The organism is Actinophytocola gossypii (genome assembly GCF_025165815.1).
Taxonomy (GTDB): domain Bacteria; phylum Actinomycetota; class Actinomycetes; order Mycobacteriales; family Pseudonocardiaceae; genus Actinophytocola; species Actinophytocola gossypii.
Window position 1 is genome coordinate 211,089 of the sequence record NZ_JAFFZE010000010.1, and the last position, 18,570, is coordinate 229,658.

At 71.8% G+C, this 18,570-nt stretch carries 18 protein-coding genes and 1 pseudogene; 4 read left to right on the forward strand and 15 right to left on the reverse strand.

What is annotated here, in order from left to right:
- Positions 1-8: 8 nt before the first annotated feature.
- The 10 genes from JT362_RS12165 to JT362_RS12210 form a co-directional block, all read right to left on the reverse strand.
- A complete protein-coding gene (locus JT362_RS12165) occupies positions 9-884 on the reverse strand; it encodes an LLM class flavin-dependent oxidoreductase (RefSeq protein WP_260191237.1) in 876 nt (291 codons plus the stop codon).
- 39 nt (positions 885-923) lie between these two features.
- Positions 924-1,781, reverse strand: a complete 858-nt coding sequence (locus JT362_RS12170; RefSeq protein WP_260191238.1) for a hypothetical protein — start codon at positions 1,779-1,781, stop codon at positions 924-926.
- A 138-nt stretch (positions 1,782-1,919) separates the two neighbouring features.
- Positions 1,920-4,151 (reverse strand): helicase domain-containing protein, encoded by a 2,232-nt coding sequence (locus tag JT362_RS12175; RefSeq protein WP_260191239.1) that lies wholly within the window; start codon positions 4,149-4,151, stop codon positions 1,920-1,922.
- A 72-nt stretch (positions 4,152-4,223) separates the two neighbouring features.
- Complete coding sequence (locus JT362_RS12180) at positions 4,224-4,829, reverse strand: TetR/AcrR family transcriptional regulator (protein ID WP_260191240.1); 606 nt, start codon at positions 4,827-4,829, stop codon at positions 4,224-4,226.
- Positions 4,829-5,989: an acyl-CoA dehydrogenase family protein gene (locus JT362_RS12185; RefSeq protein WP_260191241.1), complete on the reverse strand. Its 1,161-nt coding sequence runs from the start codon at positions 5,987-5,989 to the stop codon at positions 4,829-4,831. Before JT362_RS12185 ends, JT362_RS12180 begins: the two co-directional genes overlap by 1 nt.
- On the reverse strand, positions 5,986-7,947 hold the full coding sequence (locus JT362_RS12190; protein ID WP_260191242.1) for an acetyl/propionyl/methylcrotonyl-CoA carboxylase subunit alpha: 1,962 nt from the start codon (positions 7,945-7,947) through the stop codon (positions 5,986-5,988). The genes JT362_RS12185 and JT362_RS12190 overlap by 4 nt, the downstream gene beginning before the upstream one ends.
- A 5-nt stretch (positions 7,948-7,952) precedes the next feature.
- Positions 7,953-9,551: an acyl-CoA carboxylase subunit beta gene (locus JT362_RS12195; RefSeq protein WP_260191243.1), complete on the reverse strand. Its 1,599-nt coding sequence runs from the start codon at positions 9,549-9,551 to the stop codon at positions 7,953-7,955.
- Positions 9,552-9,632: 81 nt separating this feature from the next.
- Entirely contained in the window at positions 9,633-10,769 is a 1,137-nt protein-coding gene (locus JT362_RS12200; RefSeq protein ID WP_260191244.1) for an acyl-CoA dehydrogenase family protein, read from the reverse strand.
- The gene (locus tag JT362_RS12205; protein WP_260191245.1) at positions 10,766-12,424 is read right to left on the reverse strand and encodes an acyclic terpene utilization AtuA family protein; all 1,659 of its coding nucleotides are present in this window, start codon (positions 12,422-12,424) and stop codon (positions 10,766-10,768) included. The genes JT362_RS12200 and JT362_RS12205 overlap by 4 nt, the downstream gene beginning before the upstream one ends.
- Positions 12,421-13,218, reverse strand: a complete 798-nt coding sequence (locus JT362_RS12210) for a TIGR03084 family metal-binding protein (RefSeq protein WP_260191246.1) — start codon at positions 13,216-13,218, stop codon at positions 12,421-12,423. The genes JT362_RS12205 and JT362_RS12210 overlap by 4 nt, the downstream gene beginning before the upstream one ends.
- 185 nt (positions 13,219-13,403) lie before the next feature.
- On the opposite strand from JT362_RS12210, the pseudogene JT362_RS12215 reads away from it, so the two are divergent.
- The 3 genes and pseudogenes from JT362_RS12215 to JT362_RS12225 all read left to right on the forward strand — a co-directional run.
- Positions 13,404-13,697 (forward strand): annotated as a pseudogene (locus JT362_RS12215) (GvpL/GvpF family gas vesicle protein); the annotation flags it as partial.
- Positions 13,694-13,903, forward strand: a complete 210-nt coding sequence (locus tag JT362_RS12220; RefSeq protein ID WP_260191247.1) for a gas vesicle protein — start codon at positions 13,694-13,696, stop codon at positions 13,901-13,903. The pseudogene JT362_RS12215 and the gene JT362_RS12220, both read left to right, overlap by 4 nt.
- Positions 13,893-14,192 (forward strand): gas vesicle protein K, encoded by a 300-nt coding sequence (locus tag JT362_RS12225; RefSeq protein WP_260191248.1) that lies wholly within the window; start codon positions 13,893-13,895, stop codon positions 14,190-14,192. The genes JT362_RS12220 and JT362_RS12225 overlap by 11 nt, the downstream gene beginning before the upstream one ends.
- Before the next feature lie 18 nt (positions 14,193-14,210).
- Here JT362_RS12225 and JT362_RS12230 read toward each other — a convergent pair whose 3' ends face one another.
- From JT362_RS12230 to JT362_RS12240, 3 genes are read right to left on the reverse strand one after another with little or no spacing between them, the layout of a single operon-like run.
- A complete protein-coding gene (locus tag JT362_RS12230) occupies positions 14,211-14,657 on the reverse strand; it encodes a pyridoxamine 5'-phosphate oxidase family protein (RefSeq protein ID WP_260191249.1) in 447 nt (148 codons plus the stop codon).
- A gap of 13 nt (positions 14,658-14,670) precedes the next feature.
- Positions 14,671-15,288 (reverse strand): VOC family protein, encoded by a 618-nt coding sequence (locus JT362_RS12235; RefSeq protein WP_260191250.1) that lies wholly within the window; start codon positions 15,286-15,288, stop codon positions 14,671-14,673.
- A gap of 5 nt (positions 15,289-15,293) precedes the next feature.
- A complete protein-coding gene (locus JT362_RS12240) occupies positions 15,294-15,734 on the reverse strand; it encodes an iron chaperone (RefSeq protein WP_375546485.1) in 441 nt (146 codons plus the stop codon).
- Positions 15,735-15,905: 171 nt separating this feature from the next.
- Between JT362_RS12240 and JT362_RS12245 the strand changes: the two genes are divergently transcribed.
- A complete protein-coding gene (locus JT362_RS12245) occupies positions 15,906-16,493 on the forward strand; it encodes a TetR/AcrR family transcriptional regulator (RefSeq protein WP_260191252.1) in 588 nt (195 codons plus the stop codon).
- Positions 16,494-16,528: 35 nt separating this feature from the next.
- On the opposite strand, the gene JT362_RS12250 is transcribed toward JT362_RS12245, so the two are convergent.
- Positions 16,529-17,359, reverse strand: a complete 831-nt coding sequence (locus tag JT362_RS12250; protein WP_260191253.1) for a trypsin-like serine peptidase — start codon at positions 17,357-17,359, stop codon at positions 16,529-16,531.
- 1 nt (position 17,360) lies between these two features.
- The gene (locus JT362_RS12255; protein WP_260191254.1) at positions 17,361-18,536 is read right to left on the reverse strand and encodes a hypothetical protein; all 1,176 of its coding nucleotides are present in this window, start codon (positions 18,534-18,536) and stop codon (positions 17,361-17,363) included.
- Positions 18,537-18,570: the final 34 nt, after the last annotated feature.

The following is an 18,570-nucleotide window of genomic DNA, read 5'->3' on the forward strand; positions in this document are numbered from 1 at the left end:
CGGTCAGGTCACCGGAGCGCTGCTCTGGCCTCGACCAGGGCCTCCGCCTGTCGCATCCAGTCCCTGCCGTCGAAGACGAGCCACACGGTGTCGACGCCGACCTCCGCGTAGGCGTGCAGGCGTTCCGCCGCCTCGGCCGGTCCACCGGTGACCGGGACGGCCGCCGCTTCCTCGGGCGACATGCCGTGCTCGGTCACGAGATCGCGGGTGAAGGACTCGACCGCACCCGGGTCGTCGACGAGGATCGCGTGGCCACCCACGTAGATCGACGGGACCGGCCGGTCCAGCTCGTCGGCGATCTCCCGCAGCCGCACCACCTTCCCGGCCAGAGCCGTCGGGGTGATCAGGGAGGGCACCCAGCCGTCTCCGTAGCGGACGGCGCGGCGCATCGCCGCCTCGGAGTTCCCGCCGACGAGGATCGGCGGGACCGGGGCGGCCGGGGCGAGGGTGACCTCCTCGCCGCCCAGGTCGGTCGGCTCGCCACGGACCAGGCCCGGCAACGCGCGCAGTGCCTCGTCGGTCCGGCGCCCTCGTTCCCGCGGCGGGCCGCCGACCGCGCGCCAGAACGGCGTGCCGGGGAATCCGCCGACCCCGACGCCGAGGACGACGCGGTCACCGGACATGTGCTGGAGTGTCTGCAGTTGCGTGGCGACCCACGCGGTGGGACGCGACGGAAGACTGAGCACGCCGAACTCGAGGCTGATCCGCGAGGTCACGGTCGCTGCCCCGGCGAGCACGAGCATCGCGTCGAAACCGGGCGACCCGTCCCCGACCACGAGATCGGCCACGCCGAGCGCGTCGTACCCGAGATCCTCGAGACGTGGCGCCATCGCGATGTCGGGCACGCCGGACCGTGCGGTGGGCAGGTTCGTGCTGATTCGCATCCAGATCCCTTCCACGGTTCGAACGGGACCTGAACCAGACTAGAACCTCGCGCCGGGCAGCGGGTCGTCGAAGAACGGGTCGGGGCCGGTCGGCTGGTTCGCGTTCGCGTGCGCCAGCCGGCCCGGCCAGGTCGCGACGCTGAGCGCGATCGCGGTCACCGCGAACGCCCAGAACCCGCTCACGCTCAACGTCACGTCGAGCAGGGTGCTGAGCGAGGTCAGCAGCCACAGCAGCAGCCAGACGGCACCGACCAGCACGATCGACATGCCGGGACCGCGCACGTCGACCGCCGACGCCATCACCGCCATCACCGCGGCCAGCACCACGAGGGTCAGCCACCGCTGCCACTCCGGTCCGGAACCGAGGCGGACGCCGTCGAACACGACATCGGCCAGCCACAGCACGCCGACGCAGAGGACCACCGGCAGGCCGGTGATCACCAGCACGCCCGGGCGGCGGTGGCGCAGCACGACGCGCACCAGCTCGGCGACGGCACGTCGCACGACCAGGATCACCAGGCCGGTCAGCACCGTCGGCCAGAAACCCGTCAGCGACACGGGAAGGCCGAGCGCGGCCGAGATCCGCACGGACAACCACAGCAGCAGCGGCGCGGCGAGCCACGCCAGCACCACCAGCACCCACCCGGCGGTGGGCAGCCGCCCCGCGTGTCCCTCGCCGCGGTCCGTCCCGTCCGCGCGTCGGGCCGCTCGCACCACCGCCGACACGCCAGCGGTGACCAGCCCCACCATCGCGGTGAGCACCACGGCGGTCACGAGCAGGGAGGGCAACCACCGGCCGGCCACGACGAAGTCGGTGACCACCAACGCCGCCACCCACAGGCCAAGCGCGATCAGTGCGAACGTACCCACCAGCTGAACGGCAACCCGTCGCGTCACGATCACCACTGTAATGACGCGAAACCCCTCGGGTCACCGGAAAGTTCCGCTCCGCCGGGGGCGGAGCAACCTCCGGATGCGCTGCCGCGTCAGGGAAGCACCGGTTGGCGGAACCGCGAGCGTGACCCCTGACCGGCCCTACGTCGTCGGGACGTCCGGTCGGCGCAGGCCGCTCAGCTCGGTCGGCAGCGGCTCGGTGTGCACGACGCCGAGCCGCTGGGTCGCGCGGGTGAGCGCGACGTACAGGTCCGCCGGGCCGGACGGCTCCGCCGCCAGGATGCGCTGGGGTTCGACGATGATCACCACGTCGTACTCCAGGCCCTTGGCCTCCCGAGGAGTCACCACCGGGTGGCCGACGTCCAGCGGCAGGCCCTCCGGGGCGATGACCGCGAGGGTGCCCTCGTCGAGGGCCTCGGCGGTGGCCAGCTCGGCGACCGTGGCGGCCAGCGCGGCCGGGTCGCAGTGGTGGGCCCACGGCTGGACCCCACTGCTGCGCACGGACTTCGGGGCCTGCAGCGACGGATCCATCGTGGACAGCACCTGCCCGGCGACGTCCATGATCTCCGACGGCATGCGGTAGTTGATGGTCAGCTGCCGATAGGTCCAGCGGCCGGGCACGTAGGACTCCAGCATCCGCGCCCAGGTGCGCGCGCCGGCCGGCGACTCCCGCTGGGCGAGGTCGCCGACGATCGTCATCGAGCGGCTGGGGCAGCGGCGCATCACCACCCGCCAGTCCATCTCGGACAGTTCCTGTGCCTCGTCGACCACGACGTGGCCGTAGGTCCATTCGCGGTCGGCGGCGGCGCGCTCGGCGAGCGTGCGGTGGTCGCGCTCCTCCTGCCGCTCGGCCAGCCGCTCCACGTCGATCAGGTCGACCGCGCGCAGTGTCTCCTCGTCCGGGTCCTCCTCGGTGTCGAGGATCTCCAGCACACCGCGGGCGTACCGGCGCTCGGCCCGCCGCTGGCGCTCGGCGACGGTGTCCTCCCTGGTCAGCGGGCCGATCAGCTCGAGGGACTCGTCGAGCAGCGGCACGTCGGACACCGTCCAGTCCGAGCCGGCCTCCCGGTGCAGGGCGTCGCGGTCCTCGGGCGGGAGGATGCCGTCGCAGGCCGCGGCCAGGCGCTCGGGCGAGCCGTACAGCTCGACCAGCAGGCCGTAGGGGGTCAGCCGCGGCCAGAGCCGGTTCACCGCGACCGACAGGGCGCGGCTGCGGGCCAGCTCCGACCGCACGTCGGCGCGCAGGTCGCCGGCCAGCTCGGGTACCTCGCGGGCGTCCAGCCAGTCGCCGCCGATGCGGTCGATCGCCTGCTCGGCCAGGTCGAGGATGAGCGCGTCGCGGAAGGTCGGGCGGGCCTGGTTGTGCCGCACGCCGCTCGCGCGGGCCCTGGCGCGGGCCCTGGCGGCGACCTCGGCGTCGATCTCGACCGTCACGTCGTCCAGTTCGATCTCGATCGGGGTCTCCGGCAGCTCCTGGCGGTCGGCCACCGCGGCCTTGAGCACGTCGACCATCGCCAGGCCGCCCTTGACCCGGCGGGCGGCCGAGCCGTCGGCGACCGAGGTCTCCAGGCCGACGTGCAGTTCGCCGGGCGTGGCGAACACGGCGTCGGTCTCGCCGAGGGAGGGCAGCACGTCGCCGATGTAGCGCAGGAAGCCGGTGTTCGGGCCGATGATCAGCACGCCGCGCCGGGACATCCGCTCGCGGTGCGCGTAGAGCAGGTACGCCACCCGGTGCAGCGCGACGACGGTCTTGCCGGTGCCGGGGCCGCCGTCGATGACCACGACGCCGGTCTGCCCGAGCCGGATGATCTCGTCCTGCTCGGCCTGGATGGTGGCCACGATGTCGCCCATGGTGTCCGCGCGGGGGGCGTTCAGCGCGGCCAGGAGCACCTCGTCGCCGTCCGCGACGCCGTGGTCGAGGACGTCGTCGTGGAAATCGAGGACCCGGCGTTCCCGGGTGCGGAAATGACGCCTTCGAGTGACCCCTTCCGGATTCGCCGCGGTCGCGGTGTAAAATGGGCGAGCCACCGGCGCCCGCCAATCCGTGAGCAGCGGCCGGTAATCGTCCTCCTCGTCGAACAGCCCGATTCGACCGACGTAGAGCGGACCCTCGTCACCGCCGTCCAGCCGGCCGAAGCACAGGCCGCTGTCGGCCACCTTCAGCCGGCTGATCCGCCCGGACGCCGCGTTGGCCGCGACCTCGCGCTGCCACAGGTCCTCGGTGGTCTCGGTGGAACCGTGAGCCAGGACACCCGACAACTCCCCAGCGGCCGCGGCCCGCTCGGCATCCAGCCGACCGTACAGAAAGGCGATGTGCTCTCGTTCAGCCGCCAGTTCCGTCTCGTGCCGTGCCTTGTCCAGTGCTTTTGACAAAAGAGCCCCTCATCCGGTATCATCACGTCAGCGCGACAATTCAGAGTATTTCTGAAATTGTCGCATCGTCGATTATGACCCGGATGTCAAGCTCGCGTCGAGCATTCGCGCCCACTGTCGCAGCACCTTCGCGCGCCGCCGGCTGTCGTCGCTGAGCAGGTTCGCCAGCCCCAGCCCGCGCGCCAGGTCCAGGGTCGCCTGCACGGTCTCCCGCACCCCCGGCACCGACTCGTCGACCCCGAGCAGCTCCAGCGCCACCCGGTGGGTCTCCCGGCCGGCCCGCGCCTCCAGCACCAGCACCCGCTCACGCAGCCGCTCGTCGGCGGAGGCGGCCACCCACAGGTGGATGGCCGCGCCGAACACCGGCCCGGTGTACATGTGCTCGACCAGCTCGATCACGGCCTGGGTGCGCCCCGGCCCGCTCGGCAGGTCGACCGCGAGCTCCCGCAGCCGCGCCAGCCGCTCCTGGGACACGTACTCGACCGCCGAGGTCACCAGGTCCTCGCGGGTCGGGAAGTGGTGCTGCGCGGCGCCGCGCGACACCCCGGCGCGCTCGGCCACCACCGCGACCGTGCTGCCCGACCAGCCGACCTCGGCCAGGCACTCGATCGCGGCCTCCAACAGCCGTTGGCGGGTGGCGCGGCTGCGGTCCTGCCGGGGCTCGCGGACGACGTCCATCAGTACGACTTGGGCAGGCCCAGGGTGTTCTGGGCGACGAAGTTGAGGATCATCTCCCGGCTCACCGGCGCGATCCGGTTCACCCGCGACGCCGCGACCAGCGCGCCCATGCCGTACTCGGCGGTCAGCCCGTTGCCACCGTGTGCCTGCACGGCGGCGTCCACCGCCTTGATCGACGCCTCGGCGGCGGCGTACTTCGCCATGTTCGCCGACTCCCCCGCGCCGGCGTCGTCGCCGGAGTCGTAGAGCGCGGCGGCCTTCTGCGTCATCAGCTTCGCCAGCTCCAGCTCGATCTTCGCCACCGCGAGCGGGTGCGCGATGCCCTGGTGCGCGCCGATGGGGGTGCTCCACACCGACCGGTCCCCCGCGTAGGCGACCGCGCGGTCCAGCGCGTACCGGCCCATCCCGACGGCGAACGAGGCGGCCATGATCCGCTCCGGGTTGAGCCCGGCGAACAGCTGCATCAGCGCGGCGTCCTGGGAGCCGACGAGCGCGTCGGCGGGCAGCCGCACGTCGTCGAGGAACAGCATGAACTGCTTGTCCGGCGACACGATGTCCATCTCGATCGGCTGGTACTCGAAGCCGGGGGCGTCGGTGGGCACGATGAACAGCGCGGGCTTGAGCCGCCCGGTCCTCGCGTCCTCGGTGCGCCCGACGACCAGCACCGCGGCGGCCTCGTCGACCCCGGAGATGAACACCTTCCGGCCGTTGAGCACCCAGTCGTCCCCGTCGCGGCGGGCGGTGGTGGTGAGCTTGTGCGCGTTGGAGCCGGCGTCCGGCTCGGTGATCGCGAACGCCATCCGCAGCGACCCGTCGGCGAACCGCGGCAGCCACGCCTGCTTCTGCTCGTCGGTGCCGAACCGGGTGATGATCGTGGCGCAGATCGCCGGGGAGACGACCATCAGCAGCAGGCCGCAGCCGGCGGCGGACAGCTCCTCGCACACCGCGGCCAGGTCGCCGATCGTGCCGCCCCCGCCGCCGTACTCCTCCGGCACGTTCACCCCGAGGTAGCCGAGTTTGCCGGCCTCGGTCCACAGCTCCGTGGTCTTCTCGCCGCCGCGGGCCTTGCGCTGGAACCACTCGCCGCCGTAGCGCCGGCCAAGGTCGGCGACCGCCGCCCGCAGCGCCTGCCGCTCCTCGGACTCGGTGAAGGTGTTCACGGGACCTCCTTGCTCACCACGGCCAGTACGCGACCGACCTCGACCTGGTCCCCCGCCGCCACGCCCAGCTCGGTGAGCACGCCGTCGGCGGGGGCGTTGACCTGGTGCTGCATCTTCATGGCCTCCAGCCACAGCAGCGGCTGCCCGGTCCGGACCTCGTCGCCGACGGCGGCGGCGACCCGGACGACGGTGCCGGGCATCGGCGCGAGCAGCGACCCGGCGGCGACCTGGGCGGCCGGGTCGGTGAACCGGCCGACCGGGACCAGCGCCACCGACCCCAGCGGGGAGTCCACACAGGACAGGCCGGGGTAGGCGGCGACGTCGAACCGGCGGCGCAGCCCGGCGACGTCGAGGACCACGGTGTCCGGGGTCGCGGTCACCAGGTCCACGCCGTCCTGGCCGGTCAGGCCGTCGCGGGTGAGGCGGTAGGTCACCTCGTGCTCGGCGGTGCCGTGGGTGAAGCGTTTGCGCTGCGGCGCGGCGACGACGTTGCGCCACCCGCTGGGGAGCCGGCCCTGGACGCGGGCGGCGGCCCGGTTGGCGGCGGCGTCGGCCAGCGCGGCCGCGAGCGCGGAGAGCCGCACGGCGTCGTCGTCGGCCAGCGGGGTGGCGAGCGTGCCGAGGTCGTGGGTGTCGAAGAACGCGGTGTCGGTGTCGCCGGCCAGGAACGCGGGGTGGGTGAGGATCCGCACGAGCAGGTCCCGGTTGGTGGTGACGCCGTGGATCCGGGCCCGGGTGAGCGCGGACGCGAGCGCGCGGGCGGCGACGTCGCGGGTCGGCGCCACGGAGATGACCTTGGCGAGCATGGGGTCGTAGTGCGGGCTGACCACGTCGCCGGACTCCACACCGGAGTCGAGGCGGATGCCGGTGCCGAGCGGGATCGTGAACTCCGCGCCGACGCCGGGGACCTCGAAGCGGTGCAGGGTGCCGCTGTGCGGGCGCCAGTCCTGCGCCGGGTTCTCGGCGTAGAGCCGCACCTCGATGGCGTGGCCGAGCGAGGGCGGCGGCCCGGCGGGCAGCGGGCGGCCCTCGGCGATGCCGAGTTGCAGGCCGACGAGGTCCAGGCCGGTGACGCACTCGGTGACCGGGTGCTCGACCTGCAGGCGGGTGTTCATCTCCAGGAAGTAGAACCGGCCGGAGTCGTCGGCGAGGAACTCGACGGTGCCGGCGCCGACGTAGCCGATGGCCTTGGCGGCGTCCCGGGCGGCGTCGAACAGCTCCTCGCGCATCTCCGGGCGCCGCTCGACCAGTGGCGACGGCGACTCCTCGACGATCTTCTGGTGCCGGCGCTGGATCGAGCACTCCCGCTCGCCGACCGCCCACACCGCGCCGTGCGCGTCGCACATGACCTGCACCTCGATGTGCCGGCCGGTCGCCAGGTACGGCTCGACGAACACGGTGCCGTCACCGAACGCCGACTCGGCCTCAGCCCGCGCGCCGTCCACCTGTTCGGCCAGCTCGTCGAGGGAACGCACGACCCGCATGCCGCGTCCGCCGCCGCCAGCGGAGGCCTTGACCAGCACCGGCAGGTCGGCCTCGGTGACCGCGTCCGAGTCCAGCTCGGACAGCACCGGCACGCCGGCCTCGGCCATGATCCGCTTGGCCTCGACCTTCGAGCCCATCCGCTCGATCGCGGCGGCCGGCGGGCCGACCCAGGTGAGCCCGGCGTCGGTGACCGCCCGGGCGAAACCGGCGTTCTCGGACAGGAACCCGTATCCGGGGTGCACGGCGTCGGCACCGGCCGTCCTGGCGGCGGCGACGAGCAGGTCGGCACGCAGGTAGGTGTCGGCCGGCGCGGTGCCCGGCAGGCGCACGGCGGCGTCGGCCTCACGCACGTGCGGGGCGTCGGCGTCCGCGTCGGAGTACACGGCGACGGTGGCGATGCCCAGCGTGCGGCAGGTGCGGAACACCCGGCGGGCGATCTCACCCCGGTTGGCGACCAGGAGGCGCGTGATCATGGCGGTCACATCCGGAAGACGCCGAAGCCGCCGGCGCCACTGATCGGTCCGTTGTGGATGGTCGACAGGCAGAGGCCGAGCACGGTTCTGGTGTCCCGGGGGTCGATGATGCCGTCGTCGTAGAGCATGCCGGACAGGAAAATCGGCAGGGACTCCGCCTCGATCTGGTTCTCCACCATGGCGCGCATGGCCGCGTCGTGCTCCTCGCTGTAGTCCTGGCCGCGGCCGGCGGCGGCCTGCCTGGCGACGATCGACAGCACGCCGGCGAGCTGCTGCGGGCCCATCACCGCGGATTTGGCGCTGGGCCAGGCGAACAGGAACCGGGGGTCGTAGGCGCGGCCGCACATGCCGTAGTGCCCGGCACCGTAGGAGGCGCCCATCAGGATCGACAGGTGCGGGACGCGCGAGTTGGACACCGCGTTGATCATCATGGCGCCGTGCTTGATGATGCCGCCCTGCTCGTACTCCTTGCCGACCATGTAGCCGGTGGTGTTGTGCAGGAACAGCAGCGGGGTGTCGATCTGGTTGGCGAGCTGGATGAACTGGGCGGCCTTCTGCGACTCCTCGCTGAACAGCACCCCGCGGGCGTTGGCGAGGACGCCGACCGGGTAACCGTGCACCCGCGCCCAACCGGTGACCAGGCTGGTCCCGTACAGGGGCTTGAACTCGTCGAAGTCGGAGCCGTCGACGATCCGGGCGATCACCTCGCGCGGGTCGAACGGCGTCTTCAGGTCGGTGGGCACGATGCCGAGCAGGTCCTCGGGGTCGTACCGGGGCTCGGCGTAGTCCTCGTCCGGGGCGGGCCCCTGCTTGCGCCAGTTGAGCCGTGCGACGATCCGGCGGCCGATGCGGATGGCGTCCTGCTCGTCGGCGGCCAGGTAGTCGGCGAGGCCGGAGGTGCGGGCGTGCATCTCGGCGCCGCCGAGCGACTCGTCGTCGGACTCCTCGCCGGTGGCCATCTTGACCAGCGGCGGGCCGCCGAGGAACACCTTCGCGCGTTCCTTGACCATGACCACGTAGTCGGACATTCCGGGCAGGTAGGCGCCGCCCGCGGTCGAGTTGCCGAACACGAGCGCGACCGTCGGGGTGCGGGCGGCCGAGGCGCGGGTGAGGTCGCGGAAGATCCGGCCGCCCGGGATGAAGATCTCCTTCTGCGTCGGCAGGTCCGCGCCGCCCGACTCGACCAGGTTGATCGTCGGCAGCCCGTTCTGCGCCGCGATGTCGGCGGCGCGGAAGGACTTCTTGGCCGTCCACGGGTTGCTGGCGCCGCCCTTGACGGTCGGATCGCTGCCGCAGATCAGGCACTCGACCCCCTCCACGACGCCGATGCCGGTGACCACGCTCGCGCCGACCCGGTAGTCGCTGCCCCACGCGGCGAGCGGGGAGAGTTCGAGGAACGGCGAGTCCGGGTCGAGCAGCAGCTCGATCCGCTCCCGGACCAGCAGCTTCCCCCGCGACCGGTGCCGGTCGACGTACTTCTCGCCGCCGCCGGCGACGGCCTTGGCGTGTTCGGCGTCGATCTCGGCGAGCTTGGCCAGCATCGCCTCCCGGTTCGCCCCGTACTCGGCCGACCGGGTGTCCACGGTGGACTGGAGAACTGTCATGCTGTGCCCATTGGTTCGCTTCGCTCCTCCGCTACTCGCCGTCTTCCCTCGTCCAGACGGCGAACGCTGCGTCACTCTCGCTCACGTATACCCCAACACTTTCGCGGCCAGGCCGGTGAGGATCTCGGTGGTGCCGCCACCGATGCCGAGGATCCGGACGTCCCGGTAGTGCCGCTCCACCTCAGACTCGCTCAGGTAGCCGAGCCCGCCGTGCAGCTGGACGGCCTCGTTGACCACCCACTCGCCGGTCTCGACCGCGGTGTTCTTCGCGAAGCACGCCTCAGCGACCACCGGCTCGCCCGCGGCGTGCCGGGCGGCGACGTCCCAGGTGTAGGTGCGGGCGACGTCGACGCGGCGGGCCATCTCGGTGAGCGTGTGCCGGACGAGCTGCCGGGAGATCAGCGGCCGGCCGAACGTCTCCCGCAGCCGGCACCACTCGACGGTGAGGTCGAGCGCGCGCCGCGCGGTGGCGTGCGCCTGGGTGGCCAGCGCGAGCCGTTCGGTCACGAAGTGGGTGGCGAGCTGGGCGAACCCGGCGCCCTCGGCGCCGACGAGGTTGGCCACCGGCACCCGAGCGTCCACGTAGGACAGTTCGGCGGTGTCGGAGCAGTGCCAGCCCATCTTGCGCAGACCACGGCTGACGGTGAACCCGGGCGTGTCCCGCTCGACGACCAGCAGCGACAGGCCGCCGGCGCCGGGCTCGCCGGTGCGGACGACGGTGGTGACGAAGTCGGCGCGGCAGCCGGAGGTGATGAACGTCTTGGCGCCGTTGACGACGTAGTGGTCCTTGTCACGGCGCGCGGTGGTGCGGATGTTGGCGACGTCGGAGCCGCCGTCCGGTTCGGTCACGGCGAGCGAGCCGATCGTGCTGCCGGCGAGTGTCGGCCGGACCCAGCGGTCGATCTGCGCTGGATCGGCGGCTTCGACGATGTGCGGGAGCGCGATGCCGGAGGTGAACAGGCCGGCGACCAGCCCGCCGGACCCGCCGGCGTGGTGGATCTCCTCGGTGACGGTGAGCGCGTCGAGCAGGTCACCGCCCCCGCCACCCGCGCTCTCCGGGAAGGCGACGCCGAGCAGGCCGAGGTCACCTGCCGTGCGGTGCAGCTCACGCGGTAGTTCGCCGGCCAGCTCCCAGTCGTCGAGGTGCGGAAGGACCTCCTTCTCGACGAACCGGCGGGTGGTCTCCCGCAAGGTCCGGCGCTCCGGTGTCTCGTTCACAGCAGCGCCTCCGGGATGTCGACGTGCCGGGAGCGCAACCACTCGCCGAGTGCCTTGGCCTGCGGGTCGAACCGGGTGGAGGCGGCGACGCCCTGGCCGAGCAGGCCGTGCAGCACGAAGTTGATCGCGCCGAGGTTCGGCAGCGGGTGCCGGTCTATCGTGCGATCCCTGGCCTCGGGCAGCAGGTCGCGCAGCCGGTCGGTGGTCAGCTCGTGCAGGAGCCACGGGTAGGCGGCCGGGTCGCGCACCCACACGCCCAGGTTCGCGTCGCCGCCCTTGTCGCCGGATCGGGCCGCGACGACAGTGCCCAGCGGGGCGCGGCGGGTCGGGCCGGGGGTGTACGCGGGTTCGGCGGGCGGGTCGTCGGTGCCGGTGCCGAACGCGGTGGGCGGGGCGATCGGGCGCCGCTCGCCGTCCGGGAGGACCGCGACCTGCTCGATGTCGCGCTGCGGCACGTACTCCGGCCGGTAGACGCCCACCGGGCTGGGGTCGCCGGGCGGTGAGGTGAGGGTGAACCCCGGGTAGGAGGCCAGCGCCAGCTCGACCGCGGCGCGGGAGAACGCCTTGGCGCGCTTGGCGTCCGTGGTCCGGATGGTGGCGTGCAGCAACGCGCTCGCCGCCTCCTCGGTGTCCGCGTCGGGGTGGTCGGTGCGGGCGAGCGTCCAGTGCAGGCCGTCTCCACCGACGGCGTCGGTGAGCTGACGACGGGCCAGCGCGGCCTTCTCGTCGATGTCGAGTCCACAGAGGACGAAGGTCATCGCGTTGCGGAACCCGTCGAGGGTGTTCACGCAGACCTTGACCGTGTCCGGCGGCGACTCACCGCGAACGCCGCTGATCCCGACCCGGTCCGGTCCGTCCTGGATGAGCGTGACCGTGTCGAACCGGCTGGTGACGTCGGGCCCGAGGTAGCGGGGGCCGGCGATCTCGTAGAGCAGCTGCGCCTTCACGGTGTCGACGGTGACCGCGCCACCGGTACCGGCGTGCTTGGTGATCACCGCGGAGCCGTCCGCGGCGACCTCCGCGATCGGGAACCCGGGGTGGACGGGGTCGGCCAGCTCGGTGAAGAAGGCGTAGTTCCCGCCGGTGGCCTGGGTTCCGCACTCCACGACGTGTCCGGCGACGGTCGCCCCGGCGAGCGCGTCCAGGTCGTCGCGGCGCCACCCGAAGTGCGCGGCGGCCGGCCCGACGACGAGCGAGGCGTCGGTGACCCGGCCGGTGACCACGACGTCCGCGCCGGCGTTCAGGCACTCGACGATGCCCCAGCAGCCGAGGTAGGCGTTGGCGGTGAGCGCACCGTCAATGCCGCGGCCGAGCAGGTCGTCACCCTCCACATGGGACACCCGCACGTCGAGCCCCTGTCGTGCGGCCAGTTCCCGGATGGCGGCGGCGAGCCCCGCCGGGTTGAGCCCACCGGCGTTGGTGACGATCCGGACGCCGCGGTCCAGGGCGAGCGCGAGCCCGTCCTCGAGCTGACGGAGGAAGGTGCGCGCGTACCCGCGGTCCGGGTCCTTCATCCGGTCCCGGCCGAGGATGAGCATGGTCAGCTCGGCCAGGTAGTCCCCGGTGAGCACGTCCAGCTCACCCCCGGTGAGCATCTCGGTGACGGCGTCGAACCGGTCCCCGTAGAACCCCGACGCGTTCCCGATCCGGATCATGTGGCCGCCCTGCCCGTCCCCGGCGGACCCGCGAACGCCTGCGCGATGTCCAGCCACCGGTCGGCGTCCGCGCCGGTGGCGGTGAGTGCCGTGTCGGCCCGGTTGACGCGCTGGGTGGCGAGCAGGCAGAAGTCCAGCGCCGGCCCGGTGACGCGCTGCGCCGCGTCCGCCGGCCCCCAGGTCCACACGTCGCCGTCGGGTCCGGTCAGCTCCACCCGGAACGGCTCCCCCGGCGGCGGCTCCTGGCGCACCACGTACGCCCAGTCCCGGGTGCGCACCCCGATGTGCGCGACGTGCCGTAGCCGGCGGGTCGGAGCGCGGGCGACGCCGAGCGCGTCGGCGATGTCGGTGCCGTGTGCCCAGGTCTCCATCAGCCGGGCGGTGGCCATGGAGGCGGCGGACATCGGCGGGCCGTACCAGGGCAGCTTCGTCCCGTCCGGCACCTGCTCGATGGCGTGGGCGAGGTCCGCGCGGCCCCGGCGCCAGTCGTCGAGCAGCTGGGCGGGCGGCTTCCGTACGCCGTCGGCAGCGGCCTCGTCGACCACGGCGTCCATCCGCTCCAGCGGCGTGGTCGACGCCAGCTCGGTCAGCTCGGCCTGGAAACCGGCGGGGTTGGTGATCGCGAGCAGCGCCCGCTGGTCGGTCCACGCGAGGTGCGCGACCTGGTGCGCCACCGTCCAGCCGGCGGCGGGGGTCGCGGTCGCCCACCCGTCCCGATCCAGGCCGGCGACCAGCTCGTCGATCTCGGCTCCCTCGTCGCGAAGGTCCGCGACCAGCGCGTTCAGCTCCACCACGGCACCACCATGACACGGGCCGGAGTTACAAGCAAGCACGCTTGCTTTTTTCGTCGGGAGGCTTTGCGCCACATGGAGTAATTGCGCCGGCCACGGCGCCTTGTCGGTTTTGGGTAACACCTCGGTGGTAGTCGTCTGCGTCCCACCGAATGAAATTCGACTGAGATCCACAGGAGAGCCGCCGGGCGCGGTTGTCCGCGAGCGAGCGGGCCCAGCAGGCCGCCGTCGCCCATGGCGACCGCCTGCACGACACGTTCGCCGCGCTGGCGGTGGCCGCGCGCCGGCACCCGCCGCAGGACCGCAAGCTGTCCGGGCAGCCGGGCTGGATGGTGCTCAACGGCGCCTACCTCGTCGACGACGCGGGAGCGGCCGAGATCGCGGCGGCCGCGGAACGGCTGTCCGACGAGCTGCCCGGCGTGCGGGTCCAGTGCACCGGCCCGTGGTCGCCGTACTCGTTCGCCGGGGTCGACCAGCGATGACGACCGAGCTGAGCACCGAGCGGGAGGTGTCCCCGGAACGGCGGATCGCCCTGGTCGACCTGCTCGACCGGGTACTCGCCGGCGGCGTTGTGCTCGCCGGCGAGATCCGGATCGCGGTGGCCGACATCGACCTGGTGCACGTGTCGCTCCGGGCGCTCATCACCTCGCTCAGCACCCTGGAACGGAGCGCCGCCGATGACGAATGAGCAGCGGAACGTCCTGGCCGACCGGATCGCCGCCGACCCGGACAACGTGGAACGCGGCCTGGTGAGCCTGGTCCTGACGATCGTCGAGCTACTCCGGCAGCTGGTCGAACGCCAGGCACTGCGCCGGGTCGACGAGGGCAACCTCACCGACGACCAGGTGGAACGGCTCGGCCTCACCCTGATGCGCCTGGAGGAGCGCATGGAGGAGCTGCGCGAGCACTTCGGCCTGACCCCGGAGGACCTGAACATCGACCTCGGTCCCCTCGGCCCCCTGCTCGGCGACCCCTGACCCGCCTGCCCGACCCCGTCAGGCGAGCCAGCGGCCGTCCCGCATGAGGTCGCGTCCGCGTAGCTCGTTCTCCTCACGCCATGCCTGGATGCGCCGCGGCCGGATCAGGAAGTACTGATAGGGCTCGGCGAGCCCGCGCGGGTCGAAACCCGTCCTGGTCGCGAACGCGTCGCCGGTCTCGGTGTCCGGGTCGACCGGCTCGGCGGTGCCGTCGACCATGACGACGTCCCGGGTCGGTCCAAGGCTGAGCCGCACCCGGCCGTCCGCCAGCAGGTTGCGGGCGGTGACCGAGGTTCGCGGGGTCGAGATGAGAAAGGTGGCGCCGTCCCAGAAGTACGAGAGCGGAACGAGATGGGCGCCGCCCGTGGAACCGGACGTCGCGACCCAGACATCGACGTCGTGCTCCAGCTTCGCGCGGGTGTCCCGCGCTCTGGGACCGGGTTCCCGTGGCGGCGCGTTCGTCATGCTTCTCCCTTCCTCAGGACGTGAGTGCGGTCGCGGGCTGCCAGGCGAAGCCGTCCGGGTCGGTGAAGGACCCGGAGCCGTCGATGGTGAGCCGGTGCGAGCCGGTGCCATCGGGAGCGACGCCGGCGTCCTTGGCGAGGGCGCGGCGCCGGTACAGCGCCAGCTTCACCGCGCTCGCCTCGGCGGCGAACTCGACGTACATGCGGCCGAAGCTCTTGCCGACGACCAGGCCCTGGTCGACGTAGAACCGCTTGCTCGCGGCCACGTCCTCGACGCCCAGCAGGAGCACGAGCTGGTCGATCCGCCGGGTGGCCGGGCCGGTGTCCTTCTTCGCCGAGGTCGCCACCTTCCAGATCGCGCCGTCCGGGGCCCGGACGACCCCGCCGTAGCCCCAGAACGACTTGGACACGGGCTTCAGCGTGGTGGCGCCCTCGTCGAGCGCGGAACCGATGAGACTGTCGACAGTGGACGGCTGGGACACCGTGAGCGACAGCGTGTACCCGCGGAAGCCGCTCGTCGGTGCCTCCGACGCCCGCACCCGGATCTGGGACTCCAGGTCGAAAGCCTTGACGTAGAAGCGTTTCGCGGCCGCGGGGTCGTCCACGTCGAGGGTGACGGATTCGATGTTCATGGCGGTCACGCTACGTCCGCCGCGGCTGCGAGGGCTTCTCGATTCCTGACCGGTCGCACCGCCCGCTCCACCAGCGCTCCGATCCGCGCCTCCACCTCCGCCGTCACATCGGCCAGCGCGAAGCCGGCCGGCCACATCGGACCGTCGTCCAGCGTGGCGAGGTCGCTGAACCCGAGCGTCGCGTAGCGGGCCTTGAACTTCTCCGCGCTCTGGAAGAAGCACACCACCTTGCCGTCCAGCGCATAGGCGGGCATCCCGTACCACAGCTTCGGTTCCAGGACCGGAGCGCTGGCCATGACGACGGCGTGCACGCGCTCGGCCATGACCCGGTCCGACTCCCGCATCTCGGCGATCTTCGCGAGTACGTCCTGCTCCGCCAGCGCCGCCTTCTCCGCGCGTGTACCGCGGCGGCCCGCGGCCTTCAGCTCCTTGGCGTGGTCCTTCATCGCGGCACGTTCCTCGGCGCTGAAGCCCTCGCGCGTGCTGCTCCTACTGCTTCCCACAGCGGTTCCCTTCGGTGATCACAACATCGGCACGCGGCGTGCCGATCGAGACCGATGATGCACGCGAGAACCCCGGATGTCAACGGCACGCTCCGTGCCGATATAGTGACGGTCATGGCCGACCAGCCCGCCACCCCGCGACGCAGAGGCGCCGCCCGCACCGACGAGCTGCTCCAGGTGACCCTCGACCTCGCCGCGGAGGTCGGCTACGCGGGCATGACCATCGAGGCCGTCGCCCGCCGGGCCGGCGTCGGCAAGCACACGATCTACCGGCGCTGGTCGTCCAGGTCGGCACTCCTGCTCGACGCCCTGAGCCGCGCCTGGACCACGGACCTGGACTACCACGACACCGGCGACGTCCGGGCCGACCTGCGCGAGCAGTTCCTGCGCTCCGCCCCCGCGCTCACCGACCCACCGATCGGCCCGGTCTACCGCGGGCTGATCGCCGAGGCGCAGTCCGACCCGGCCCTCCGCGCCACGCTGCACGAGCGCTTCCTGCACACCGTGGAGCAGAGCACGCTGGACCGGATCACCCGCGCGCAGCGGGCCGGCGAACTGGTCCCGGACGTGGATCTCGAGTTCGCGGCCGAGGTGCTGTGCGGCACGTTGTACTACCGCCACCTGCTGTCGACCCGCCTCGTCGACGAGGCGGCCGTGGACGCCCTGCTGGACATGTTCATGGCCGCCTACGCCGTGCGGTGAAGGACGCCTCGGGCGAAGACGTCCTTCACCGTGTTTCAGCTGTCGACCTGGTTCAGCATCTGCTGGAGGTGCGCGATGACGTCCTCGGTCAGCGCCACCGCGAAGTTCCGGCCGTTGGTGGTGCCCGGTGTGGACGGCACCCCGCTGACGTGCACGCCGACGATCCGCCAGAAGTGCCGGCCAGGGGGCTGGTAGAACACCGGTGCGCCGCTGTCACCGTGGTAGGTCGACATCTGGTACAGGAGGAAGTTCTCCCCGTCGTCGACCCGCACCGCGCCGGAGCGCGTGTACTGGGTGCAGCCGGTGGTGTCGAGGTCGCCGGAGTAGCCGAGGATCGTGCACTGGAGTCCGTCGACCACGTTCGTACCCGGCCAGCTGGTGTCGAACTGGGAATCGCCGGGCGGGTCGGAGATCGCCGTGCCCAGCCGGGCGACCGCGTAGTCGTACAGGTACCTGGTGATCTCGTTGCTCGGGATGCCGCCGGGGCCCGGCGGGGGTCCACCGATCCGCTGGTAGATGTCCGGAACCCGGTACCGCAGCACCGGAAGGGCGTTGTACGGCTGCACCAGCCCGCCGTGGGCGTCCCGGTTGAGCCCCGGCCAGAAGGTCGCCTGCGCGGCACCGACGCCGACCCGCGTGTTGTAGAAGTTGTGCGCGCAGGTGATCAGATGCCGGTCGTCGAGCAGCGTCGCCGTGCCCCAGGTCCGGCTCCCGTCCGGCCAGGACGTGACCAGCCTGCCCACCCAACAGGACGGTGGGACGGTGGTGTCGGCGACCCGCGCGCGGGGCTGGCCGGGGAAGACGACCCCGACCACCGGTTCGCTGAGCGTCGCGCCGGAGGACCTGGTCCTCGGTGTCCAGTCCATGTCAGCTCCCGAGCGCCGTCGCCGCGTCCTCGACGTTGGCGCCGAGGATCAGGTAGTTGCCCTCCAGGCTGGTGAAGGTCATCGAGAACCCGGCGGAGTCGACGTGGTTGAGCTTGTACTTCGACCCCGCGTCGCCCTCGCTGTAGAAGAACGGCCACACGCCGGTCGCGTACTGGCCCTCGATGTTGGTCTGGTCCTGGTCGTCGAACTCGGCCTTCACCGTCATCGTCATGTTCACCCCGTCGACGATCACGATGCCGGTGGTGACGTAGCGCATGAACCCCTTGGGCCCGAAGGCGTCGTCCCAGTCGGTCTCGCCCCGGGTGTTCCAGATCTCGTCCTGGTTGGACTGGTTCCGGTAGGCCTGGCTGAGCACCGCGCCGTCGTACCACGGGGTGAACTTGGCCAGCTCTGGATCGTCGTTCTTCTCGTACAGCGGGATGACGTCGACCGAGAGGGCGTGCGCGACGTCCATCTCGATGTCGATCGAGCCGTTGAAGGCGTGCTCGCTGGTGTGCTTGTACGAGGCGCTGCCCTCGCCGCCGAAGATGTCGTACCACATCTCGGCCTGCCCCTTGGCCCAGGTCTCGCTGAACGTCTTCGTCGACTGCGCGTTGGTGAACTTCACCGTGGCGCCTGGCGCGGTCTTCATGTTGTCCGCGATCATGTCGTACGAGGGGACGTAGGCCTTGGTGCCCGAGGTGCCGACCTTGGCCCACATGGCCCGCGCCGAGGTGATCGGGGTGTCCTGGTCCAGCTCGCCGACGAGCTCGTCGACCTGGTTGGGCGGGTAGTACCGCTGGGCCCACTGCCGGAAGACGGACTCGTAGGTGTCGTTCGGGCCCCAGGTGTAGGAGCCGAGGTACTGCTGCCAGGCGTCGTAGTTGTCGCCGAGCGCCTGCTGGAACTCGCTGTCCGGCGGGTCCTGCAGGCTCTGCAGGACGTCGCCGTAGCCGCTGGAGAACATGTCTCTGGACCCGCCCCACACGTTCGTCGCGGAATAGGGTGGAATGGTGTCCATGACCGACCACAGGTAGTCGGAGGTCGTGCCGAACGGAATGCCGTTGCCCTGCGCGAGCTGGAACTTCCGGTCGTCGAGATGGAGCCCGTCGCACAACGCGTAGTACCATCCGGCGGTCGCCTCGGTCATGGCGACGGTCAGGGATTTGTCACTCATAACGTCCTCCTTTGTAAGGTCGAGTAACAGCCAT